This is a genomic window from Cohnella sp. OV330 (assembly GCF_900112065.1).
GTDB lineage: Bacteria > Bacillota > Bacilli > Paenibacillales > Paenibacillaceae > Cohnella.
The window spans coordinates 21,333-43,140 of the sequence record NZ_FOKE01000005.1; the positions used below are offsets into that span (position 1 = coordinate 21,333).

Sequence of the window (21,808 nt, forward strand, 5' to 3'; positions counted from 1 at the left end):
CGCTTGTATCTTTCTTTTCTATCTTTGCTTTTCGTCTCCGGTCGGGATTGCGCGGGTCAGGATTGCGCAGCCCTGGTCAGGCGACCCGCCAGAAAGCGCCAGTCGTCCTTGTCGAACAGCACGCCCGATACGGGCGCCTTGAATACGACCTTCATCGCGGCGACCGAAATGATGATGCGGCTGAAAGCCCCGATCAGCATCGCCAGCGCGATTCCGTTCAGACCGTACGAAGGGGCGAGCAAGAAGCACATGCCGACGGTCAGCGCCAGCGCGAACGCTTGTCTCGCGACCACCAGGCCCGGCCGTCCCATCGCGTTGAAGGAGGAAGCCAGTATCCAAGAGCCGCCGCCGACGACGCATTCCAGGGACAGCAGGTAGAAAGCCGTATCCGCCGCCAGGAACTGCTCGCCGTAGAGCAGGCCCAGCAGCCAGCGGCCGACGAGCATGCCCGGGACGAGCGCGGCGAGCATGATCGGGAAGGAAAGCCTGAACGCCCGGCTGACCTTGGCGACGACCTCCTCCTGCCCGAGTCCCGTCACCTTCGGGAAGACGACGCCCGAGATGGCCGTCTGTACGATATTGAACACGCGGGACAGCGTGTATACGACCGTGTAAAGACCGAACTCCCGCGGCGCGAGCAGCGACAGGATAATCAGCTTGTCGCACTGCGTGTAGAGCGTGCCGAGCAGCTCGACGCCGTACACTCTGCCGCCGTAGCCGAACAGCGACTTGATCGGGCCGCGCTCGCCGGGCTTGACGCCGGCTCCTGCCGCATCGTCCTTTTTACCGAACCAGCCCACCGCCAACTCGCGTCTCAGCCGGTACAGCGCCCAGCAGACGACGCACAGGCTCGTGACGAGGAACACGAGCGCAGAGGAAAACTGGCTTAAATAACCGCAAGCCCACAGCGCGAGGAGTCCGATCAGATTGCTGAGCGGCACGTACAGCCGGATGCCGTTGTACAGCCCGAAGTTTTCCATGCTCTGCGCAAGCGCCGACAGCAGGTTGACCATGAGCAGCAGCGGCAGCGTGAGCACGGTGTACCACCGCGCGATCGCTACGATATGGTCGCCGTAGTTGCCGAGCCAGGCAGGCATGCAGAGCCAGGCAACCGTGCCTGCGATCACGCATACCGGCAGCTGGAACAGGAATCCGGCTCTGATGTAGGCCGGTCCGTGCGTCGGATGCGTCCGCCGGTTGAAGATCAGCGACGTCGGCAGCCCGAAGCTGAGGACGCCGGCCAGCAAGGTCGACCAGAAGAGGATCGCCGAAAATTCGCCCTTGCCAGCTACGCCGAACATGCGCGCCGTCACGATCGAGGTGACGGTGCCGAGCAGCACGATGATCAGGTTGGCGGCGCTCGTCTTCATGATCGCCGTGAGCGCTCCTCCGCCGCTCCAGAGGCGACTTAGCCTCTTCATTCGTACGTGCCCAGCACGCCGCTGATCTGCCCGTTGTTATAGGCGATCCGGCTGACGTTGCGGAATACGCGCCGCCTGTCGTAGAGCACCGGCAGCGAGAGCAGCACGATGATCGGCAGCTTCACGACCGATCTTGCGAACACGCGCATCTTGCGCTCCGAGCTGACCGCGCTGCTGACGCCCTGCCAATAGATTCGCCTGAGCAGCCACTTGCGGCTGATGCGGCTGCGCGGAATCTTATGCAGCACCGATGCGTGCGGCGTGTAGTAGACCGAATAACGCTTGCGAATTCGGTCGATCAATTCCCCTTCTTCGCTCGAGAGCAGGTTGCTCCCGACGCGTCCCAGGTCCTCGCGGAACAGCGCCGCCATGTCGAGCGCCGAGCGCCGGAACGCTACGTTGGCGCCGAACGGAATATGCGGTCGCTTCATCTCAACGACTTCGTCCGCATAATCGAGGATCGTGTAGAGCGTGCGGTTCTCGGGCGCGAGCCAGGCGGGCGCCTCCCCTTCCCAGGCGGGCTCGATCTTGCCGCCGACGACGCCGATGCGGTCATCCCGCTCGAACAGGTCGACGATGCCGCCGATCCAGTCGTCCGACGCGACCGCGTCGTCGTCCAGGAAGAGCACGAACTCGCCCTGCGATTCGCGGATCGCCCGGTTGCGGGCGACGGAGAGCCCGAGCCGCTCCTCGTAGATATAGCGGACCGGGAAGCTGACCATCCGCTCGAATTCCTTCACGGTCTCGGCCGTGGCGTCGGTCGAGCCGTTGTCCACGACGACCGCCTCGAAGGAGTCGTGCCGCTGCCGCAGCAGGCTGAGCAGCGCTTCTCGCAGATCCGCGGCCCGGTTGTGCGTGCATATCGCTACCGTTGCTTTCATGCGTTCACCTCTTGCGGTATCCGGCCGGCGTAGACGGCGAGCATCCGGTCCGCGATCCGGTCCCAGTCGAGCTCCCTGAGCTTGTCCGCGATCCGTCGCTCCGTCTTAAGCCGGTCCATGTTCATCACGTCGCGCAGCGCCTTGCGCAGGCCGTCCTTGTCGTCGGGATCGTACAGCACGCCGCATCCCTCGGACACGTACTCGCCGAGCGAGCCGAGCCGCGGCGCGACGACGGGCTTGCCGAAGGTCAGCGCCAGAATGGCGCTCCCGCTCGTCGTGATCTGCCGGTACGGCAGCACGACCGCGTCGGCCGCGAGCAGGTAATCGGCCAGATCGCCGTCGTCCACGAACGACGAGTGGAGCTTGATCGCCCCCGCATCGTCGCCGGCCTTGCCCGCGCCGATGAACCCGAGGTCGTAGCCTGTATCTGCCTGTCCGGCGATCAGCAGCGCGGCGTCCGCTACGTTCGCCGAATCGAGCGACCGGTAAGCCGACACGAGCTGCTCAACGCCCTTGTACCGGTTGATCCTGCCGACGAAAAGGTACAGGAACCGGTCCTTCGGGATGCCGAACCGGGCGCGGATATCGATGCCGCGGCTCGGATAGGCGTCGTCATAGTGACCGTGCGGCGTCACGACGATCTTGTCCTCCGGGGCGCCGAACACTTCGGCGGCCTCGCGCTTCGACGATTCGCTGAGGACGAACGCGGCGTCGCACAGGCTTAGCAGCCGCTTGCGGACGAAGAAGTCCCAACGCGAACGGCCCTTGTGCGGCCAAATGTTGTGAATCGTCCAGAACAGCCGCACCCCGAGGAACTTGTACCAGTACAGCAGCAAAATAAAAAACAGCGACTTCACGACGGTCAGCGGGAAAACGGAAGCCTGGTACGTGTAGCTCGGCCAGTGGATATGGACGATATCGCCCCGGCGCGGCTTGAACTGCGAGCCCTTGGCATAATGCTCGACGCGCAGGCCGCGCCGTTCGAGCGACCTGGCGAGCAGGTCGGTATACTTGTTGTGCGGATTCGTCTTGGGCCACATGTAGACGGTCGGTTCGCTCATCTAATGCACCTGCCCGACGGCGGTCCTGACCGCGGTATATTCGCCGCCGGCCAGCGTCTGATCGTACAGTTCTAAATGCCGGTCGAGCAGCGCCGCTTGCGTGAAGCCGCGGCAGTGCTTGAGGCAAGCCGCCTGGATGCGCCGCTTGTCCGCGCCCGGCACCGAGTGGTACGACAGAATCTTGGCCCGGATGGCGGCGGCGCTGCCCGGAGGGAACAGAAATTCCTCGGGATCGTACACCGCGTCCGGGATGCCGCCTACGTCGGTGGCGTATACCGGCGTGCCGACCTGATAAGACTCGATGATGACCCGTCCGAACGGCTCTTCCCACACCGAAGGAACGAAGTTGACGTCGGCCTCGCCCATCATGCGGCGCGCCTCGGCAGGCTTCACCTTGCCCGGAAACACGAAGCGCGCGTCCTCGCGGCAGCTGTCGGCGAGCTTCGCCCGCAGGCTCCCTTCGCCGCAGATGACGATGCGCTCGACGATGTCGGTCGGCAGCGACATCGCCGCCTCGATCAGCTCCCGCACGCCTTTCTCCGGCTCGATCCGTCCGAAGTAGCCGATGCGAAGCGGCCGCCTGTCGAAGTCCTTGTCGCTGGCGGCGATGCCGCCTTCCACCGCGTTCGGAATGACCTTCGGCGCGGCGGCCGGGAACAGTCCCGCGTCCGTATGGCGCTTCAGGATGTGCGACGAAATGCCGACGACCGCCGACACCTGCCGGCTGTAGCCGCTTGTCGTCATCGCGTACAGCCGGGCTAGCAGCGGATTTTTGATCGGCGAGCTGACCGGCGACAGCAGCGAATAGTCGCGAAGGGTATGCACGATCGGTACGTCCAGCCCGGCTGCCGCCGTCCAGATGCCCGCGCCGAAGCCGGACAGGTTTTGCGTGTGAATCAGATCCGGCTTGATCGCGGCCAGCCGCTCCCGCACCGCTTCGTTCATCCGCGGATTGTAAAGATCGGTCAGCCTCCGGGCGGTCCGCATCAGCACGCCGCGCCTTTTGGCGTCGCCGATCCAGTACAGGCTGCCGTGCGGCATCCGGTGTACGGTGACCCCGTTGATCCGCTCTTCCCGGACGCCTTCCGCGCTTCCGTGCCCGCCGAGAGTCAGCACGTGAACGTCGGCGACGGACGCGAGCGTCTCCGCCAGGATCTGCGTCGATATCTCTGCCCCTCCGATGATGTGGGGCGTGTACAAGCTGTTTACAATGACGATTTTCATGCGGTACGTCTCAACTCCCTATCGTTCTGCGTATCCCATTCTGCCGCCCGGGCGTCCGGCCGTCCTTCAAAAAATCCGCCCCGGATCCATCCGATCAGCAGCCAGAAGTTCACGAAGGAATAGGAATCGAAATTCATAACGAGCGAAACGCATAACGCGAACGCGAATTGGGCGAACGGATGGCGGCGCGAGCTGCGCAGGGCCGCCGTCATGAACCCGAGGAACAGCAGCGCGCCGATGAGGCCTTCCTCGGCGAACAGCTTGGACCACATGTTGCGGGATGTGGCCATCTCCGGATGATCGTTCACGAGGTTCGCGACTTCGGTGAACTTCATGCCGTAATCGAAGTGCCCGAGCAGCAGGTCCGCGAATTCGCGGTAGTAAAAGCCGCCGCCGACGCCGAAGATCGGATGATGCCAAAACTCCATGAAGCCGATCGCCGGGAAAATGACGCGGATAAAAAAGGAATTGTCCGCCCGCAGCAGATGCGGAAAATCGAACTGGAACCGGTCCGTGAAGTAGCCGCTCACCTTCAGCGTCTCGAGCAGAAAAGGAACGCCGACGACGATGACGAGTCCGATGGCGCCGAGCGCGAGCAGCATGCGGCCGCGATATTTGTTCGCGACGAGCACGTAGACGAGCAGCGCGATCAGCAGCACGCTGTAAGCGTAGGCCGAGAACGACAGGACGAGCAGCACGACGCAGCCTAGCAGCGGCGCCAGCGTGATTTTCTTGTAGCCTTCCTTGTACAGGTACAGCAGCAGCAAACCGCCGGTCAGCAGATGAATGCCTCCCCAGGACGGCTCGCCGGACAGGAGCTGGATCCGGCCCTTGTACACCTTTTCGGAAAAGAGGCCGGTCAGCATGCCGGAAAAGCCGCTGCGGATCAAGTACGCGTCGGCGAGCTGCAGCAGCCCCGCCGCGAGCGGCGGCACGAAGCCGACGAGCAGGTAGACGGCGATCTGCCGGCGAAGCGCGGGATCGTTCCTCGCCTGCTCGGCGATATACAGGGACACCCTGTACATCGAGATGCCGAACAGCAGCGTCACGGCGTGCTTAAGGCTCGCGCCCATATCTCCGCCGACCGACGCGAGCAGCGAATGCCCGATGCTATAAGCGGCGAATATCAGGAGCGGCACGTCTCCGCGGCGGAACTTAAAATCGGTGAACAACAGCAGAAGCGAGGCTGCGAACATCGGAAACATCGCCAACGGGCGATAGACCGAGAAGGCGAAGTATGGCAAGCTGTCATACGTGATGACCGCCAGCGAGAACAAAAACAGCGCGACGACCGAAGCGCGGACGAGATCGACCGGTTCGTCGCGGCCATGCGCTAGGATAAGATCAGCTCCATGTTTTTGCGGGTCGCCGAACCGCTGAACCGGCGGCTCACGTAACGGATCGAATTGCCCGATATGCTGTCGTTGATCTCGCTGTCGCCCATCAGCAGCAGTACGCTGCGCACCATTTCGTCTTCCGATTCGCATACGAACAAGTCCTCGCCGTTGTTCGCGTCCAAGCCTTCGCTGCCGATCGCGTTGGTCACGACCGGTACGCCCCAGGACATCGCCTCGAGAATCTTCGTCTTGATCCCGGTGCCGAACAAGAGCGGCGCGATCATGAGCGCCGAATCGCCGACGATCCGCTTGACGTCGTCCACCTCGCCGGTAACGATGACGCCGGGATGGTCGCGCTGGAGGCGCAGCACTTCTGCCGTCGGATTTTTGCCGACGATGTAGAAGACCGCCGCCGGATTGCTCTGCTTGATTCGGGCCCATACGCGCTCGCAAAAGTACACGGCCGCCGAGCTGTTGTGGGGAATGTCCATTTTCCCGACGAACACGACCTTGTTTTTGTCGTAGAGCCGGGAGCCTCTTGCCTGCATCCGGAAGTCGGGCTCGACCTTCATCGGGACGCCGTGGCAGGATTCGTGACGCGTCGTTTTCCTGAAGTTTTGCGCTTCGGCCGGGGAGGTGAAGATCAGATGGTCGAATCGCGGGGCCACTTGCTTTTCATACTTGCCCAGCATTTTGCTCTCGAAGGCGATGAGCCATTTTTGGACGAACTTCAGGTCCGCGAACTTCTTCAGGCCGCTCGGCAGCTTGTCCGAGAACCCGCCGAGCACGGACGGGATGTACTGGAACCAGTCGAGCTGGCGGCGGTAGCGCAGCGACAACAGATCGTCGTAGCTCAGCACCTTGCGTCCCTGCCCCGGCGCCAGGTATTCGGCCACCCGCACCATGTCGTATAGCACGAAGTCCGGCTCCTCCTCGCGGACGAAGTCCCGGATCTTGCGATGCGTCTTGCGGCTGTAGTACACCGACACCTGAAGCGGCCACTTGCGCCGGATCAGCGAATGGACGACGATATTGTACAGCTTTTCAAGCTTGCCCGGCGGCTCCAGCGTGGCCAGCCTGCCGATCTCCGGCGGACGCTGGGATAAATATTTCGGATCGTCCACGAACGAGAGGTTTACGATCTCGCTGCCTGGGTAGATTTCTTTCATGTGCCGAACGTATTGCAGCAGCATGTTTTTGCGGCCGTCCGTGCCGGGAAAAGGCAGCCGATTCGTAATAAACAAAATCTTGTTCATTTGTCGCCACCCTTAAAAAGCGTCTTTGGCCCCAAGCAGCAGCTTGAAGGTCCGGAAAATAATCTTCAGATCCCCCCGAATGCTCCGTTTGCGAATGTATTCCAGGTCCAGCTCGACCATCTGCTCGAAGCTGAGGTTGCTGCGTCCGGTCACTTGCCACAGTCCCGTGCAGCCTCCGCTAACGGAGAGCCGAAGCTTGTCGTAATCCGAGTACTCTTCCACCTCTCTTTGCAGCGGCGGCCGGGGGCCGACGAGCGACATCTCGCCTTTAAGCACGTTCACGAGCTGAGGGAGCTCGTCGATGCTCGTCTTGCGGATGAACCGGCCGATTCGGGTGATGCGCGGGTCGTCCTTGAGCTTGAACATCGCGCCTTTGATCTCGTTCTTCTCGAGCAGCGCCGCGAGCTTTTGCTCGGCGTCCGGCACCATCGAGCGGAACTTGTACATCTTGAATTTGCGTCCGTTTTTGCCGATGCGCGTTTGTTGGAAAAAGACCGGCGCCTTCGGGCTTTCCAGCTTGATGAGCGTCGCCGTTACCGCGAAGATCGGGCTGAACAGCGCCAGCGCGAATAGGGAGCCCGCGACGTCCATGCCTCGCTTGACCGACTTATACATCGCCAGCTTGCCGTCGTTCTGGGCCGCGATCCGCTTGCGTTCGAAGTCCGTCAGGCGTGCGACCAGTTCCATATCATACCGCAGAGCCATGGCTTTCCCCCACTTTCTCGCGTTGGATCAGCGACTCGAGCCCGTCCATCAGGCGGTACCTGAGCTCCTCGTCGCGAAGCGCGAAGTCGATTGTCGTCATGATAAATCCAAGCTTCTCGCCGACGTCGTAGCGCATGCCTTCGAAGTCGTAGGCGTTAACGCCTTGCGCTTCGTTCAGCCGTTGGATCGCGTCGGTCAGCTGAATCTCGCCGCCCGCGCCTACTTCGTGCTTGCCAAGGAAATCGAATATTTCCGGCGTGAGCACATAACGGCCCATGATGGCCAGATTGGACGGCGCCTGTCCGATCGGCGGCTTCTCTACAAAACGCCGCACCTCGTACAGACGTCCGCGCCGCTCAATCGGATCGAGGATGCCATAGCGGTTCGTTTGGTCGGTACCGACCGCTTGTACGCCGATGACCGACTTGCCGGTCTGCTCGTACTGCTCGATCAGCTGCCGCGTGCAAGGCGTCTCGGACTGCACGATATCGTCGCCCAGCAGCACCGCGAACGGCTCGTTGCCGATGAAGTTGCGGGCGCACCAGACGGCATGGCCGAGGCCTTTGGCTTCTTTTTGCCGGATGTAGTGGATCTCGACGTTGGACGATTTGCGAACCTTGCTCAAAATATCGAGCTTGCCCTTTTCCGCCAGCGTGTGCTCCAGCTCGAAGGCGATGTCGAAGTGATCCTCGATCGCCCGTTTTCCTTTGCCGGTCACGACGATAATGTCCTCGATTCCGGATTCGATCGCTTCTTCCACGATGTACTGTATGGTTGGCTTGTCGACGATCGGCAACATTTCCTTAGGCATCGCCTTCGTAGCAGGCAGGAAGCGCGTGCCGAGGCCTGCCGCGGGAATAATCGCTTTTCTCACTTTTTTCATACGCTCTCACCCCATCCGTATTTCTCTTTAGACTTGCAACTGCATAAATTCATTTATTCGCGTGCAAAAGTCGGATTTAAATAAAGATAAAGCGGGCATTGAACCCATCCTCACGCCACACCCCTGACGATAAACGTCTAAGGTCCGCTGACCCACAGCATGGCCGAGTGCCTCCAGTGATAAAGGAGCAGGAGACATTTCCTTGGAACGCGCATCGATTGATCGAAGCTTCCCTGTATCTCTTGCTGCATGGCCTTCAGCGCTTTCTTAACGTCCCCGGCGGTTGAATACCGCGCCTACGACCCGGACCCGTCCGGACGAGAGCGTCTCCTTCGCCTTCAGAACCGCATCCATGCTCGTCTTGCCCTTGCGGATGACGAGCACCGCGCCGTCGCACTTGTCCGCGACGATCATCGCGTCCGAAGCGGCCGCCATCGAGGTCGTATCGACGATGACGATATCGAAGCGCGCCTTGGCCGCGTCCAGCATCGCGCTCATCGCTTCCGAATCGAGCAGCTCGGACGGATTGGGCGGCATCGGTCCCGCGCACACCACTTGCAGGTTGGGATAGGCCGTCCTGCGGGCGACCTGATCCAGCTCCCCTCGCCCCGCCAGCGCCGTGCTTAGCCCCGCGTCGTTCGGCAGATCGAAGATTTGATGCTGCACGGGCGACCGAAGATCCGTATCCAGCAGCAGTACCCTTCTGCCGGCTTTGGCATAGGCGACCGCGATGTTGGAGGACGTGGTGCTCTTCCCCTCTCCCGGCTCGGCGGAAGCGATCGCGATCGTCTTCATGCCCGCATCCCGTACCGACCATTCGATGCCGGTCTTTAATCTGCGATACGTATCGGCGGCTGCCGACTTCGGATTTTGCGCGGCGATCAATCCCCGTTTACGCATCCATCGTGACATTCGGCTTCCCCCTTGCTCCCATCGTGGTGCGTTCCGAATCGTCCGGTCCGATCAAGTCCCGGTTGCGGATTCGCGGAACGTCGGCCAGAAGCGGCAGACCAAGTTTGGCGCGCACTTCTTGCTCGGTCTTGACCGAGTTGTCCATATGTTCGAGTAGAAAGGCAAGCGCGATGCCGATCAGGATCGACAGGACGAACGCGATCGCCACGTTCTTGGCGGGACTTGAAGAGATCGATCCTCCGTGCGCTTCCGGGTCGGCCCAGTTGAGGACGGAGACGTTGTCCAGATTCATGAGCGTGCGAATCTCGGACTGGAACACCTTGGACACGGCGTTCGCCATATTGGCGGCTCTTGCGTACGAGCCGTCCGTCGCGATCACGGTCATGATCTGCGTCTCGCTCACGGACGAGATGCCGATTTTACCCGCGAGCTCGCCTGCCGATGTATGGAGATCGGGATAAGCCGCGGCGACCTTTTCCAAAATTCGAGGCGTGAGGATCAGCTGCTTGAAGGTTTTGATCAGCAAAATGTTGGAGTTGATCGCGCCGGCGTCGGGCGCTGAGGACGTATTGCCGGGGACTTCGCTTTGGTACACCATCAGCTTGGCGGCTGCCTGATAAGTCGGTCTCTGTTGCGACGTATAATATCCGACCGCCGTACACAAGACGATCGTAATTAAAGCGATCAACCATAGCCTTTTCCTGACTATGCTCCAATATCGTTGAATTTCCAAAACGCTTCACTCCGATGCTGATTTCTTTTAGAAAATGAAATAAATATCAGAATTTTCTGACTCATCTTCCGATATTCCTTTTCGTTTTGGCCTCCCCTGCCTCGTCCTGTTTTTATTGTAAATCGCCCGCGACTTTCAAAACTATTACGCGGCAGGATGATTTTGCTTCTTCTTCGGAAGCTATCATCGTGCCGCGTCGGTAGGTATCGATATTATACTTTAGTACCATTCGGGAGGGCGAAGCCGCCCTCCGTCCGGATATCCGAGGGAGAGAAGTCTCCGATCCCCTGCGACTGCGCGAACAAGGCAGCCTGCGTCCGGTCGGTCAGGTTCAATTTTTGAAAAATACGGCTGACGTGCTTTTTGACCGTGAACTCGCTGATGACCAGCTTTTTGGCCACGGCGCTATTGGACAAGCCTTCCCCGAGCGCGACCAGCACCTCCCGCTCCTTCGGCGTCAGCTTCTCGAGCGGATCGTCCGATTCTTTGCGGAGCAAGGTGCCGAGCAGACTCTGGTCGAAGTACTTACGGCCGCGGCCGATCATCTTGACCGCGAGCAGCAGCTCGTCCGGCGCCGCGTCCTTGAGCACGTAGCCGTCGGCTCCGCACTCCTTCGCTCTGCGGATGTCTGCCTCGGAAGCCGAAGAGGTCAGCATCATGAACCGGCAGTGCAGTCCCCGGAGCGAACGAACAAGGTCGTAGCCGGACTCGGCGCCCAGCCGGATATCCAAGATGACGAGATCGGGATTCGTCGTCTCGACGACCGACAGCGCGCCTAATACGGTCTCCGCCTCGCCCGCGATCTCGAATCCTTCCTCGCCGGATAGAACGGCTCTCAGTCCTCTGCGGACGAGAGGATGATCGTCCACGATTACGATCTTCATGTCATCACCTTCCTTAATACACAATCTAGTTCTTCTCCTCGCGCACGTCGGACAGCGGCAGACGCGCGACGATGCGCGTGCCGCCCCCCTCTTCGCTGTCGATCTGCAGGCTGCCGCCAAGCGCGGCGGCGAGCGTCTTCATGCTTCTCAGCCCGAAGCCCGAGGATTCGTCTTGCTGCAGCACGGCGCCGCAATCGAACCCTTTGCCGTTGTCCGAGATCCGGAGCGTGGCGGAGCAGGGCCGCAGCGTCAGCTTGATATCGATGGCGCTGCATTCGCCGTGGCGGATCGCGTTGGCGGCCCCTTCGGCGATAATCCGGTACAGCGCCTTCTGATGGTGCACGCCGAGGCGCCGGTCCGGCGCGGGCGGCCTGAACCGGATCCGGACGCCGCTCAGCTTCGCCTGGCTCGCGAGCAGCGACTCCACGCCGCCGAGCCACGAAGCGTCCCCATGGTCGGATACGCTAAGGTCGTATATCGTCTTGCGCAGCTCCCGCGTCGCTTCCGCCGCCGCCTCCTGGATGTCGCGCAGCAGCGCCAGATGCTGCGCGCTCGTCATTTCTTCCCATTCATGCTCCGCGGAATGCACCGCGTAGGTGATGCCGAATAGATGCGGGCAAATGCGATCGTGGAGTTCTTCTGCGATCCGGTTGCGTTCCTCGAACAATAAGTACGGTTCCACCTTGCTCTGCATGGCCATCCAATCATCGCCTTTCCCGTCATGTATTATAATGAGAAAATTCAAATCTTTCGTCAGGTTCCCTCACTTCTAGGCGTTGACGTTCATTTTCAACATACCTTGCCGAAATTGACATGCCCATGCTACGGGAGTACCGATTATTGTATGGGTCGTTTGATAAGGATCAGGGTGCCTTCGGGCATGACCAAAGGCGCGTTCGGATGCTTTTCGATCCAGAATTACCCAATCTTTCGGCAGCCGACGTATGCCATAGTGCGGACTCCAAGTCGAATTGACGAATGACATAATTTGCAAGCCTGTATGTCTTGAAATCAAGATTATAGTTCTTTAGGCCTATATTTTCTTGTGGAGGCGTTTAGGTGAATTTCTTAATCTTCATCCATAATTTTACTATATTCGTTGATAAAGCGTTTTTACAAGGAAGACTGCAAGAAGCTCCGCAGCGCCAAATCAAAGCGGGACGCGGGTTTGAATGAGAAACATGAGAGAAAGTAAGCGTATTCATGTGTCAGTTGGTACCAATAATGAAAGCCCTTTTCCACGTATGGAAAGGGCTTCGGGTTAGACAAAATGTAACCGTTTTCGTCAACGTTTGTCCGCCGGCCGTCATAAGACTGCCATGCGACGCGCTGTAGCGGTCGCGATTCCGAGCGAAAAGGCCCTTTATCCGAGGAAGCGAGTCATTCATCTTCCCATGCCAGGCTCCATCGGTTGCGGTATTGAGCCAGCTTAGGTGCCGGATCGGCGGGCTCTGCGGACAGCACGAGCCGGAGCTTCGAGATCCAGCCGTCGAAAACGTCGTAGGAAGCGAACAGATTCGCCGTAGCCGGCGTCATGTAGACGAAATGCGGCCCTGGCAGCGTCTCCGTCAGGTGGCGCAGCGCGGCTTCCATTGGCGTATACTTCTTTCGTTTGCCTTCCCAGCGGTCGATCTCGGGCGCGGGCTCGTCCTTTTCCCTGTCATGCGCCCACTCGGAAAGCCTCTTTTCCCGCTTATAGTAGGCGCTTACCGGCGCCTTGGACATTCGCCTCGCCGTCTCTTCATGAATCGGATAGAGCACGAACCGCGCGAACGAACGCGCCTTGGCCGTCTCGGCGGCGATGCCGAGCGCTTCGTCCGTCGTATCCTCGAACGTATCGTAGTAGATCAACGTGCCTTTTTCTCGCTTGACCGGCGGCTCGTAGCCGAAGGGTACCTGTCCGGCAATAGGCGTCATCTTTAATCCCTCCTAACAATGTCATTGCTAGCATGGCCTAAGAAATGAGGTTATATCGGTCGCTCGCACAACGATGTTGCCGATGCATGGACTTACCGATGCAGATTCCCTATAATGATAAAAATTCAAATGCGAAATGGCAAGGTGACGAACGATGAAGGAATATGCCCGCGTGTTTCAAGGAACGGCATTTACCGCCCGATCTCCGAAGGAAATCGATATTTTAAAGGACCATTTGTTCTGCGTGGACGCGGACGGCATCATCGCGAGGACGATCGCGCCGGATGCCCCGGATTACGAAGCCGTTCGAATCGAATACGCGGACGCCGATCGCTATCTTCGCCTGTCGCCAGGCCAGTATCTGCTGCCCGGCTTCGTCGATCTGCACGTGCATGCGCCGCAGTGGGCGCAAGCCGGTACGGCGCTTGACGTGCCCCTTTACGATTGGCTGCACGCGCATACGTTTCCGCTGGAATCGAAGTTCACGGATTTGAGCTTCGCGGCCGAAGTGTACGAGGATCTCGTCGCCGCGCTGCTCGCGAACGGCACGACGACGGCCCTCTATTTTGCCACGATCCATAAGGAATCCAGCCTGCTGTTGGCCGAGATCTGCGCGAAAAAGGGGCAGCGCGGCCTGGTCGGCAAAGTCGTCATGGACGATCCCGCGCAAAATCCCGCGTACTACCGCGATGCCGATGCCGACGCGGCGCTGGCGGACACCGAGGCTTTTATCGTCGCCGTCAAAGAGCTGGCGAAAAACGTCAAGCAAGGCGTGTACCCCGTCGTGACGCCGAGATTCATTCCAAGCTGCACCGACGAGGCGCTAGCGGGACTAGGCGCGCTCGCCGCGAAGCACGATACGCATGTCCAGTCCCACTGCAGCGAGAGCGACTGGGCGCATGGGTACGTGCAGGATCGGCTAGGCAAGCGCGACGCCGTCGCGCTCCGCGACTTCGGGCTGCTCGGCGACAAGTCCGTCATGGCGCATTGCAACTTCCTCGACGAGGACGATGCCGCGCTCTTCGCCCGGACGGGGACGGCGATCGGCCACTGCCCGATCTCCAATGCCTACTTCGCGAACAGCGTCATCCCGATCGCCCGCTTGATGGAAAAGGGCGTCGAGATCGGCCTCGGCTCCGACGTCTCGGGCGGCTATTCGCCGAGCCTGTACGACAATGCCAGGCAGGCGGTCATCTCGTCCCGGATGCTGGAGGACGGCGTAAATCCCGCCCTCCCCGCGGACGCTCGCGGCGTGCCGGCCTCCCGCATTACGATCGACGAAGCCTTCTATCTGGCGACGGCCGGCGGCGGCGAAGCGTTAAGCCTGCCGATCGGCCGGCTCGCGGAGGGCTACGCCTGGGACGCGCAAATCGTGGACATCTCGCTCGCCGGCGCGAGGCTGCCCGTATTCGGCGAGGACGAGCCGCTGCACGAGATTTTCCAAAAGATCATGTACCTCGTGCGTCCGGAGAACATTCGGGAGGTATGGGTGCAGGGCGAGCGGGTCCATATGCGCGCATGATGCAGCCATCGCTCCGACAGGCCGGAAGTGTCACGGTAGTCTCGGTTAGGGACAACCTGCCTCCTTCGCGGCCGGCTCGGCGCAGGTAGTCTCGGTTAGGAACTAACCTGCCTCCTTGGGAGCCGGTTCGACGAAGGTAGTCTCGATTAAGAACAAACCTGCCTCCCTCGCGGCCGGCTCGGCGCAGGTAGTCTCGGCTAGGATCAAACCTGCATACTTCGCAGCCGGCTCGACGCAGGTAGTCTCGGTTAGGATCAAACCTGCATACTTCGCAGCCGACTCGGCGCAGGTAGTCTCGGCTAGGATCAAACCTGCATACTTCGCAGCCGACTCGGCGCACGGGGGCTGACGCGAAGATGCACCAGAAATGCGCATGTTAGCTGCTGATTTCCCCGCTTATGCAACCGGGCGCTAAAATGCTATGATGAGATGGACAAGGCTGCCAATCGCTCAGAATACGCTAAATTCGGGAAGGAGCAACATCGATGAACGCGGAACAACTGGAACGGATTCGCACGGGGAAGGGCTTCGTTGCGGCCCTGGATCAAAGCGGCGGGAGTACGCCGAAGGCGCTGCTGCAATACGGCGTGCCGGAGAGCAGCTATTCGGGCGAGGAAGCGATGTATGCGCTCGTTCACGAGATGCGGACGCGCATCATCAAGAGCCCGGCGTTCGACTCGAAGTACATTCTCGGCGCCATTCTGTTCGAGAATACGATGGACCGGGAGATCGATGGACTGCTGACCGCGGACTACTTGTGGGAAAAGAAAGGCATCGTTCCTTTCCTCAAGGTGGACAAGGGATTGGCCGAGCAGGCCGACGGCGTTCAGCTTCTGAAGCCGATCGACGGACTGGACGCGCTGTTGAAGCGGGCCGTCGAGCGACGGATTTTCGGGACCAAGATGCGTTCCCTCATTAAAGAGGCGAATCCCGCGGGTATCCGGCAGGTCGTGGAGCAGCAATTCGCCATCGGCAAGCAGATTGCGGCCGCTGGCCTCGTGCCGATCATCGAGCCCGAAGTGGACATCGCCAGCGCGGACAAAGCCGAATCGGAAAAGCTGCTGAAGGCCGAGCTCCTCTCGCAGCTCGCCGCGCTCGGTCCGGACGTGAAGGTCATGCTTAAGCTGTCTATCCCGACCGAAGACAACTTCTACGCCGAACTGATCGAGGAACCGCATGTGCTTCGCGTCGTCGCGCTGTCCGGCGGCTACTCGCAAGCCGAAGCGAACGAGCGTCTCGCGCGCAACCACGGCTTGATCGCGAGCTTCTCGCGCGCGCTGTCCGAAGGCTTGAGCGCCGGCCAGTCGGACGAAGAATTTAACGAGATGCTGTCCGAATCGGTGCGGAATATATACGAAGCTTCTATTAAATAAGTGTAAAAGATTCGACAAGACCCCGAGCTGAGAACGCTCGGGGTTATTCATGTGCAGCGGAGCGGCGGAGCGGCGATCCGGCGTCGGGGGTGCGGCCATGAGGGCGGGAACGCGGGTAACCGAGCGATCGCCTTCTCTACAGCAAGCGATGGCCGCCCGAGCGCTCCATTCGAACCATCGCCTTCTATTCAGCAGGCGATCACCGCCGCAGGCGCTCCATTCGAACCATCGCCTTCTATTCAGCAGGCGATCACCGCCGCAGGCGCTCCATTCGAACCATCGCCTTCTATTCAGCAGGCGATCACCGCCGCAGGCGCTCCATTTGAACCATCGCCTTCTATTCAGCAGGCGATTACCACCGTGAGCGCCTCATTCGAACCATCGCCTTCTCTACAGCAGGCGATGGCCCCCTGTCTCCCTTCGACACTCCCCCCGCACCACTCCTATGTCCGCCGCATGTAAGCCCGCACCGTGATCGGCGCGAAGATCGCGACGATGACGGCCGCGCCGATCAGCGAGATGCCTAGGTCCCAACCGACAGTGCCCGAGTTCGCGAGGTCGCGGACGGCCGTCACCAGATGCGAGATCGGATTGATGTCGGCGAACCACTGCAGCCAGTTCGGCATCGTCTTCGTCGGCACGAAAGCGTTGGAGAGAAACGTGAGCGGGAACAGCACGATCATGGAGATGCCTTGAACGCTCGAGGCCGTTCGGGCGATGACGCCGAAGAAGGCGAAGATCCAGCTGATGGCCCACGAGCAGAAAATGACGAGCAGCGCGGCGATCGCGACGTGACCGAGGCCGCCGTCCGGGCGATAGCCCATGATGTAGCCCATGCCGAAGGTCAGCACCGTGGCGATCGTGTACCGGATCGTATCCGCGAGCAGCGCCCCGGCGAGCGGCGCGATGCGCGCGATGGGAAGCGACTTGAAGCGGTCGAACACGCCTTTGTCCATGTCCTCGCGCAGCTGCACGCCGGTCACGATCGAGGTCGTGATGACGGTCTGCACGAGGATGCCCGGAATGATGACGGGCAAGTAGCTGATGACGTCGCCGGAGATCGCCCCGCCGAAAATATAGGTGAACATGAGCGTGAAAATGATCGGCTGCAGCGTGACGTCGAACAATTGCTCGGGCGTGCGCCTAATCTTAAGCAGGCCGCGATATGCCATCGTCAGCGAGTGGCGGACGGACTGGCCGAAGCTCGTGCGGTTTTTGAGCCGGGCGCCCGGGTTGACGGCTGTCGTGCTTTTCATAGCATGACCTCCTCTTTGCGATGGGATGCTTGCGTATTCGGCGCCGCGTTCTCCTGCGCGCCACGGCCGGTAATCGTCAAGAACACTTCGTCAAGGGTCGGCTTCTGCACGCTGATCTCGGACAGCCGGATGCCTGACTCCCGCAGCGCGACGAGGAGATCGGTCACGCGATCGGCGTCCGCCATCGGCGCCGTGATCTTGCCGGCCTCCGACGTCACGCTGGACGTCACCTGAAGCACACGCTCGACGATCCGTCTCGCTTCGCCGATCGCCGGCTGGTCCTGTACGCGCAGATGAAGCGACGAAGTGCCGACCGAAGCTTTTAATTCATCGACGGTGCCTTCGGCGACGACGGTGCCGCGGTCGATGACCGCGATGCGGTCTGCCAGCTGGTCCGCCTCGTCCAAGTACTGCGTCGTGAGCAGGACGGTCGAGCCCGTTTTCACCAGTCTGCGGATCGTCTCCCACATCTGGGCGCGCGTCCGCGGATCGAGTCCCGTCGTCGGCTCATCCAGGAAGATGAGCGGCGGCTGCGCGATCAGGCTCGCGGCGAGATCCAGCCGGCGTCGCATGCCGCCCGAGAAGTTTTTGAGCGGCCGCTTGGCGGCCTCCGTCAAGCCGAATTCCTCCAGCAGCTCCGCCGCCTTCCGCCTCGACTCGGCACGCCCAAGCCCGAGCAGCCGAGAAAAAATAATGAGATTTTCCGTGGCGCTAAGCGACTCGTCGACCGAGGCGTACTGGCCGGTCACCCCGATCAATTGCCGGACGATCTGGGATTCCTTGGTCACGTCGTGGCCGAAAATTCGCGCCGAGCCCGCATCGGGCTTGAGCAGCGTCGCCAGCATCCGGATCGTCGTCGTCTTGCCGGCGCCGTTGGGACCGAGCACGCCGTAGATCGATCCTGCGCGTACGTTCAGGCTCACGCCGTCCACCGCGCGGTTGCTGCCGAACGTTTTAACGAGCCCGGACGCCTCGACGGCCCATTCTCCACCGCCGACCGCCTTATCGTTTACGTGAATCGCGTTCATCGTCATTCCTCCTGTTGAACTGATTAATACGGATACTAAGGCGCGAATGTGAATTGAATATGAACCGGTCAGCGCGGCCAAAAAATCATAAGCGCACCATAGTCCGACCATAATAAGGAGCGCGAGCATAAAAGCGAGGAGGCTTGAACGTGGACGATTCCCGATATGCGTTTGCGAAACTCGAAGATGAGCAACTCGATGAACTGAAGCGGCTGGAGCAGGAGTTGACCGCTGCCAGCGGACAAGCGGTCACGCTGATCGCCTACGAGAAAAAGGACGCGGAATAACGAAAAAAAGGCCCCCTCGGGCCTCTTTCGTTATATCGCGCGCTGTCTGGCGACATCGATGATCTTCTTGTCGCTCAGATATCGCTCCATCTGCTGCTCGGCGTCCATAACGACCTTCTGGATCATGCAATCTTCGCCGTGGCTCAGCCCGCATTCGAAGATCGATGCCGTTCCTTCGATCGCATGGATCACGTCCAGAAAAGAAATACGTTCGTAATGAGCCTTCAGACGGTATCCGCCGTTCGCGCCGGACACGGAGCCGATCAACCCCGCCTTAACCAGCTTGCTCAACATTTTGGACAGATACGTCTGGGAAACGCCGAGTCTGTCGGCAAGCAGCTGCACCCCCACGGGCTTGTCCGGGGCTTGACTCATCAGAAACATCATGGCATGGAGCGCGTAATCCGTCGCCTGCGAAAACTTCATTGGCACACCTCGATGATGGACTTTGTATGCCCATGATAGCCTCGGCGGAGCGTTAAAGCAAGTCCGTCTCCCAAGCCGGATTCCATACGACTTCCCATAGATGGCCGTCCGGGTCCATGAAGTGACCGGAATATCCGCCCCAAAACGTATCGTGCGCGGGATCGGTGACGACGGCCCCCGCTTGCCGCGCCTGATCCAAGACCCGGTCGACCTCTTCTTTGCTCGCCACGTTATGCCCGATCGTCATTTCCGTCGAACTGGGCGGCGCCTGGGCCACCTTCGCCTCGTGCGCGAGATCCTGGCGGCGCCAGATCGCAAGCTTCAAGCCCGCTTGCAAATCGAAAAAAGCGACCGCGCCGTGCTCGAACTCCGTTCCGACGATGCCTTTCGTAGGCAAGCCCATCCCGTCCCTGTAAAACGCCAGCGATCTCTCCAAATCTTCGACGCCCAAGGTCAGCACCGTCATGCGCGGCTTCATCGTTCATTCCTCCCAACACGGATTGATCGCTTCGGGCGCCTTGCGTTCGCTGCCAGTGCCTTCCGCCTCCTTTTTTTATTACCCGCGAGCGGCTTAGACTACGTTAGAATTGTCGACCCCGTCCGTATCGACCGTGTTGGTCTTGCTTAACTGGTTATTGCTGACGCTGCCGAAAGCGTCCCCAGGCGAAAACGAAGCCGCTCCGCCGTAATTTTTGGAGGTACTGGTCAGAGAGATGAATCCCGTGTCGCCAAATTGGACATTCGAGCCCTGGTTGACGTTAAGAATCTTTACTTTACCAATTATGGAGGGCATGTCGGTTACCTCATCGGTAAGTTTATAACGCTTTAGATAAGGTATGAAAGGCAGGCGTTCGCCGTGACCGTTCCTAAGTCAAATGTATATGGAATCGCTAAAAGCCGATTCCGGGCAGGATCTGGCGAGCCTGAAGCCGAGATCGTCGATCCTAAACGCCGGATGGCTTCGGCGGCGAACCGTCGCCCCGCAGCCTCTCGCCTCCTCCGCCCAGCTGCCGCCGCGAAAGATCCGATAGGCGCCGTATACTTGCGCATCGTAGACGTCCCAGCACCATTCCCATACATTGCCGAGCATGTCGTAGAGCCCCCACGGATTCGGCAGCTTCCCGCCCACGATTCTCACGGCCCCTCCGGCGTTGTCCCGATACCATGCGATCTCGTCCAAGTCTCCGTACCGGTAGCCGTCCGTGCCGGCTCGGCACGCATGCTGCCACTCGGCCTCCGTCGGAAGGCGATACCCATCCGCCTGACCGTCGAATGCGACCGTCTCTCCGTCCTCGCCAATGGCATAACAGGCCTTGAAGCCCGATCGACGCGACATCGCATTGCAAAAACGAATCGCGTCCAGCCAGGAAACATCCGTCACCGGACATTCGGCTAAGACTTCATCCTCTTCGATTCCGTACCGCTCCGTCCGGACGATCGCGTCGTACAGCCCGCGCGTCACCGGCACCGGCGCCAGCAGAAACGAACCGACTTCCGCCATCCACGCGGTCTTTTTGCGGTCGTCCCTTAGATGGACGCATCCCGCGGGAATTTGCGCCATCGGATACGAAGCTGACTGGCTCTTGCGCCTATCGTATGGTTCCATCTCGTCCGCAAACACCTCGTTCACGCGCACTAACGCGTCGCGCCCAGCTTTTCGATCGCCTGCGGCTCCGTCGGCAAGAAAAAAAGATCCCTGCCCTGATTGCATTCATAAATAAAATCGCGAAAGCTCTTGCTCGCGCTCGTATACCCCGAAAAGTCGCCGACGATCGCGAGCTTCACCTGATAATTGACGAATTTCTGCGCGATCTCCCCGGCCAATCCCGTCTTCAGATCGTAAAACCCGGTGCCCAGCATCGTCCCGTCGATCACGATTCGATCGAAACCTGTCTCGTACCGTACGTTCGCCATCATATCCAGCGCGGATTGAACGTCCCCGATGACGTCCCCGCTCACGACGGCCACGGGCTCGCGCCCTTCCGCCTCGGCTTTCGTTATTTTCCACATGTTCTTCTCCTCCTTTGTTCGCTCATTTACGCTTCATGAAGCGTCTAGCGAATTCCTCGCCGATGTACCGGTTGTCCGCGCCGCTGGCGGGCGCCACATTCGCTACGCGGAAGAAGCTCAAGCCCACGACCATGGCCATCAAGCCATACGCCGCGCTGTGCGCATCCGGCGCCGACATCTCACCCGTCCGGTCGCCGAATTCGAAAATCCGCGCGATGCCCGCCAGATCCCTCTCGTAGCTGCCTGATACCACCTCGCGCAGCTTCGGATCCACGGCTGCCCGCGAAAAAAATTGGACGAACAATCGGCCTTGGTCTTCGTACGGAATGCGCATCTCCCCGATCCCGTCCAGCTGCGACACGCTGACGCTCGCTCCCGCATCCTGCCCCGCCGGAGGCAGCATATGCTTGAGCGCAATCTCGAGCATCGCCCCCGCCGTCATGCCGTCCGATATCTCCGCTTCGATCTTCGCGCCGTAGTACGCCATGAACGACTTGAACGCTTCGGTCGTCAGCTCGTCCTTGTTTTTGTAATAATAGGTGACGACGCCCTTCGAGCAGCCCGCCTGATCCGCGACCTTGTCCAGCGTCATCCCGTCGATGCCGTACCTGCTGATGCAGACGAGCGTCGCGTTGACGACGTCGGCCCTGCGTCTCGGCTCCATTCCGACTTTGGGCATGGTATCGCCTCCG

24 protein-coding genes are annotated in these 21,808 nt (G+C 60.3%); 3 read left to right on the top strand and 21 right to left on the bottom strand.

The genetic code is table 11. The features are described from left to right. Positions 1 to 56: 56 nt before the first annotated feature. From BM235_RS13005 to BM235_RS13065, 13 genes are all read right to left on the bottom strand, one after another. Positions 57 to 1,370 (bottom strand): lipopolysaccharide biosynthesis protein, encoded by a 1,314-nt coding sequence (locus tag BM235_RS13005; protein WP_255374360.1) that lies wholly within the window; start codon positions 1,368 to 1,370, stop codon positions 57 to 59. 47 nt (positions 1,371 to 1,417) lie between these two features. Beyond that, a complete protein-coding gene (locus tag BM235_RS13010; protein ID WP_090113677.1) occupies positions 1,418 to 2,302 on the bottom strand; it encodes a glycosyltransferase in 885 nt (294 codons plus the stop codon). After that, positions 2,299 to 3,363, bottom strand: a complete 1,065-nt coding sequence (locus BM235_RS13015; RefSeq protein ID WP_090113680.1) for a glycosyltransferase — start codon at positions 3,361 to 3,363, stop codon at positions 2,299 to 2,301. Before BM235_RS13015 ends, BM235_RS13010 begins: the two co-directional genes overlap by 4 nt. Beyond that, positions 3,364 to 4,587 carry a glycosyltransferase family 4 protein gene (locus tag BM235_RS13020; RefSeq protein ID WP_090113682.1) on the bottom strand — a complete coding sequence of 408 codons (1,224 nt, stop codon included), beginning with the start codon at positions 4,585 to 4,587 and terminating at the stop codon, positions 3,364 to 3,366. Then, positions 4,584 to 5,864: an O-antigen ligase family protein gene (locus BM235_RS13025; RefSeq protein WP_090113694.1), complete on the bottom strand. Its 1,281-nt coding sequence runs from the start codon at positions 5,862 to 5,864 to the stop codon at positions 4,584 to 4,586. Before BM235_RS13025 ends, BM235_RS13020 begins: the two co-directional genes overlap by 4 nt. 56 nt (positions 5,865 to 5,920) lie before the next feature. Continuing rightward, entirely contained in the window at positions 5,921 to 7,180 is a 1,260-nt protein-coding gene (locus BM235_RS13030) for a glycosyltransferase (protein WP_090113696.1), read from the bottom strand. 12 nt (positions 7,181 to 7,192) lie between these two features. Continuing rightward, positions 7,193 to 7,885, bottom strand: a complete 693-nt coding sequence (locus BM235_RS13035; protein ID WP_090113698.1) for a sugar transferase — start codon at positions 7,883 to 7,885, stop codon at positions 7,193 to 7,195. After that, positions 7,869 to 8,768 (bottom strand): UTP--glucose-1-phosphate uridylyltransferase GalU, encoded by a 900-nt coding sequence (gene galU, locus BM235_RS13040; RefSeq protein ID WP_090113700.1) that lies wholly within the window; start codon positions 8,766 to 8,768, stop codon positions 7,869 to 7,871. The genes BM235_RS13035 and galU overlap by 17 nt, the downstream gene beginning before the upstream one ends. Before the next feature lie 267 nt (positions 8,769 to 9,035). Further along, positions 9,036 to 9,680 carry a CpsD/CapB family tyrosine-protein kinase gene (locus tag BM235_RS13045; protein ID WP_090113702.1) on the bottom strand — a complete coding sequence of 215 codons (645 nt, stop codon included), beginning with the start codon at positions 9,678 to 9,680 and terminating at the stop codon, positions 9,036 to 9,038. Beyond that, positions 9,661 to 10,413: a YveK family protein gene (locus BM235_RS13050; protein WP_090113704.1), complete on the bottom strand. Its 753-nt coding sequence runs from the start codon at positions 10,411 to 10,413 to the stop codon at positions 9,661 to 9,663. The genes BM235_RS13045 and BM235_RS13050 overlap by 20 nt, the downstream gene beginning before the upstream one ends. A gap of 212 nt (positions 10,414 to 10,625) precedes the next feature. Next, positions 10,626 to 11,297 (bottom strand): response regulator, encoded by a 672-nt coding sequence (locus tag BM235_RS13055; protein ID WP_090113707.1) that lies wholly within the window; start codon positions 11,295 to 11,297, stop codon positions 10,626 to 10,628. Between the two features lie 25 nt (positions 11,298 to 11,322). Then, complete coding sequence (locus tag BM235_RS13060; RefSeq protein ID WP_090113710.1) at positions 11,323 to 11,997, bottom strand: sensor histidine kinase; 675 nt, start codon at positions 11,995 to 11,997, stop codon at positions 11,323 to 11,325. A gap of 680 nt (positions 11,998 to 12,677) precedes the next feature. Further along, entirely contained in the window at positions 12,678 to 13,214 is a 537-nt protein-coding gene (locus tag BM235_RS13065; RefSeq protein ID WP_090113712.1) for a hypothetical protein, read from the bottom strand. Positions 13,215 to 13,368: 154 nt separating this feature from the next. Between BM235_RS13065 and guaD the strand changes: the two genes are divergently transcribed. After that, positions 13,369 to 14,736, top strand: a complete 1,368-nt coding sequence (gene guaD / locus BM235_RS13070; protein ID WP_090113714.1) for a guanine deaminase — start codon at positions 13,369 to 13,371, stop codon at positions 14,734 to 14,736. Between the two features lie 485 nt (positions 14,737 to 15,221). Next, positions 15,222 to 16,109, top strand: a complete 888-nt coding sequence (locus BM235_RS13080) for a fructose bisphosphate aldolase (RefSeq protein WP_090113719.1) — start codon at positions 15,222 to 15,224, stop codon at positions 16,107 to 16,109. 443 nt (positions 16,110 to 16,552) lie between these two features. Here the strand turns inward: BM235_RS13080 and BM235_RS13085 are convergent, their stop codons facing one another. Then, positions 16,553 to 17,365 carry an ABC transporter permease gene (locus BM235_RS13085; RefSeq protein ID WP_090113722.1) on the bottom strand — a complete coding sequence of 271 codons (813 nt, stop codon included), beginning with the start codon at positions 17,363 to 17,365 and terminating at the stop codon, positions 16,553 to 16,555. Continuing rightward, positions 17,362 to 18,393, bottom strand: coding sequence for an ATP-binding cassette domain-containing protein (locus tag BM235_RS13090; RefSeq protein ID WP_090113724.1), 1,032 nt, complete (start codon positions 18,391 to 18,393; stop codon positions 17,362 to 17,364). Before BM235_RS13090 ends, BM235_RS13085 begins: the two co-directional genes overlap by 4 nt. Before the next feature lie 149 nt (positions 18,394 to 18,542). Here BM235_RS13090 and BM235_RS32045 point away from each other — a divergent pair, with 149 nt between their 5' ends. After that, positions 18,543 to 18,680 carry a hypothetical protein gene (locus tag BM235_RS32045; RefSeq protein WP_158543869.1) on the top strand — a complete coding sequence of 46 codons (138 nt, stop codon included), beginning with the start codon at positions 18,543 to 18,545 and terminating at the stop codon, positions 18,678 to 18,680. A gap of 30 nt (positions 18,681 to 18,710) precedes the next feature. Here BM235_RS32045 and BM235_RS13095 read toward each other — a convergent pair whose 3' ends face one another. The 6 genes from BM235_RS13095 to BM235_RS13120 all read right to left on the bottom strand — a co-directional run bounded on the left by BM235_RS13095 (position 18,711) and on the right by BM235_RS13120 (position 21,795). After that, entirely contained in the window at positions 18,711 to 19,106 is a 396-nt protein-coding gene (locus BM235_RS13095; RefSeq protein ID WP_090113726.1) for an RrF2 family transcriptional regulator, read from the bottom strand. A 52-nt stretch (positions 19,107 to 19,158) separates the two neighbouring features. Beyond that, positions 19,159 to 19,584, bottom strand: coding sequence for a VOC family protein (locus BM235_RS13100; protein WP_090113728.1), 426 nt, complete (start codon positions 19,582 to 19,584; stop codon positions 19,159 to 19,161). A gap of 93 nt (positions 19,585 to 19,677) precedes the next feature. Further along, on the bottom strand, positions 19,678 to 19,899 hold the full coding sequence (locus BM235_RS13105; RefSeq protein WP_090113733.1) for a spore germination protein: 222 nt from the start codon (positions 19,897 to 19,899) through the stop codon (positions 19,678 to 19,680). A gap of 78 nt (positions 19,900 to 19,977) precedes the next feature. After that, on the bottom strand, positions 19,978 to 20,712 hold the full coding sequence (locus tag BM235_RS13110; protein WP_255374361.1) for a formylglycine-generating enzyme family protein: 735 nt from the start codon (positions 20,710 to 20,712) through the stop codon (positions 19,978 to 19,980). A gap of 29 nt (positions 20,713 to 20,741) precedes the next feature. Continuing rightward, a complete protein-coding gene (locus BM235_RS13115; RefSeq protein WP_090113735.1) occupies positions 20,742 to 21,116 on the bottom strand; it encodes a DUF4180 domain-containing protein in 375 nt (124 codons plus the stop codon). A 22-nt stretch (positions 21,117 to 21,138) separates the two neighbouring features. Further along, a complete protein-coding gene (locus tag BM235_RS13120; RefSeq protein ID WP_090113736.1) occupies positions 21,139 to 21,795 on the bottom strand; it encodes a TetR/AcrR family transcriptional regulator in 657 nt (218 codons plus the stop codon). Between the last annotated feature and the right edge of the window lie 13 nt (positions 21,796 to 21,808).

Bases quoted from the DNA above. Each gene is read 5' to 3' on its own strand.
- BM235_RS13020 (WP_090113682.1), bottom strand. From the start codon at position 4,587: ATGAAAATCGTCATTGTAAACAGCTTGTACACGCCCCACATCATCGGA.
- BM235_RS13030 (WP_090113696.1), bottom strand. From the start codon at position 7,180: ATGAACAAGATTTTGTTTATTACGAATCGGCTGCCTTTTCCCGGCACG.
- BM235_RS13110 (WP_255374361.1), bottom strand. From the start codon at position 20,712: ATGGAACCATACGATAGGCGCAAGAGCCAGTCAGCTTCGTATCCGATG.
- BM235_RS13010 (WP_090113677.1), bottom strand. From the start codon at position 2,302: ATGAAAGCAACGGTAGCGATATGCACGCACAACCGGGCCGCGGATCTG.
- BM235_RS13085 (WP_090113722.1), bottom strand. From the start codon at position 17,365: ATGAAAAGCACGACAGCCGTCAACCCGGGCGCCCGGCTCAAAAACCGC.
- BM235_RS13055 (WP_090113707.1), bottom strand. From the start codon at position 11,297: ATGAAGATCGTAATCGTGGACGATCATCCTCTCGTCCGCAGAGGACTG.
- BM235_RS13100 (WP_090113728.1), bottom strand. From the start codon at position 19,584: ATGAAGCCGCGCATGACGGTGCTGACCTTGGGCGTCGAAGATTTGGAG.
- galU (WP_090113700.1), bottom strand. From the start codon at position 8,768: ATGAAAAAAGTGAGAAAAGCGATTATTCCCGCGGCAGGCCTCGGCACG.
- BM235_RS13005 (WP_255374360.1), bottom strand. From the start codon at position 1,370: ATGAAGACGAGCGCCGCCAACCTGATCATCGTGCTGCTCGGCACCGTC.
- BM235_RS13090 (WP_090113724.1), bottom strand. From the start codon at position 18,393: ATGAACGCGATTCACGTAAACGATAAGGCGGTCGGCGGTGGAGAATGG.
- BM235_RS13105 (WP_090113733.1), bottom strand. From the start codon at position 19,899: ATGCCCTCCATAATTGGTAAAGTAAAGATTCTTAACGTCAACCAGGGC.
- BM235_RS13120 (WP_090113736.1), bottom strand. From the start codon at position 21,795: ATGCCCAAAGTCGGAATGGAGCCGAGACGCAGGGCCGACGTCGTCAAC.
- BM235_RS13115 (WP_090113735.1), bottom strand. From the start codon at position 21,116: ATGTGGAAAATAACGAAAGCCGAGGCGGAAGGGCGCGAGCCCGTGGCC.
- BM235_RS13015 (WP_090113680.1), bottom strand. From the start codon at position 3,363: ATGAGCGAACCGACCGTCTACATGTGGCCCAAGACGAATCCGCACAAC.
- BM235_RS13080 (WP_090113719.1), top strand. From the start codon at position 15,222: ATGAACGCGGAACAACTGGAACGGATTCGCACGGGGAAGGGCTTCGTT.
- BM235_RS13060 (WP_090113710.1), bottom strand. From the start codon at position 11,997: ATGGCCATGCAGAGCAAGGTGGAACCGTACTTATTGTTCGAGGAACGC.
- BM235_RS13095 (WP_090113726.1), bottom strand. From the start codon at position 19,106: ATGAAGTTTTCGCAGGCGACGGATTACGCGCTCCATGCCATGATGTTT.
- BM235_RS13035 (WP_090113698.1), bottom strand. From the start codon at position 7,885: ATGGCTCTGCGGTATGATATGGAACTGGTCGCACGCCTGACGGACTTC.
- BM235_RS13065 (WP_090113712.1), bottom strand. From the start codon at position 13,214: ATGACGCCTATTGCCGGACAGGTACCCTTCGGCTACGAGCCGCCGGTC.
- guaD (WP_090113714.1), top strand. From the start codon at position 13,369: ATGAAGGAATATGCCCGCGTGTTTCAAGGAACGGCATTTACCGCCCGA.
- BM235_RS13045 (WP_090113702.1), bottom strand. From the start codon at position 9,680: ATGTCACGATGGATGCGTAAACGGGGATTGATCGCCGCGCAAAATCCG.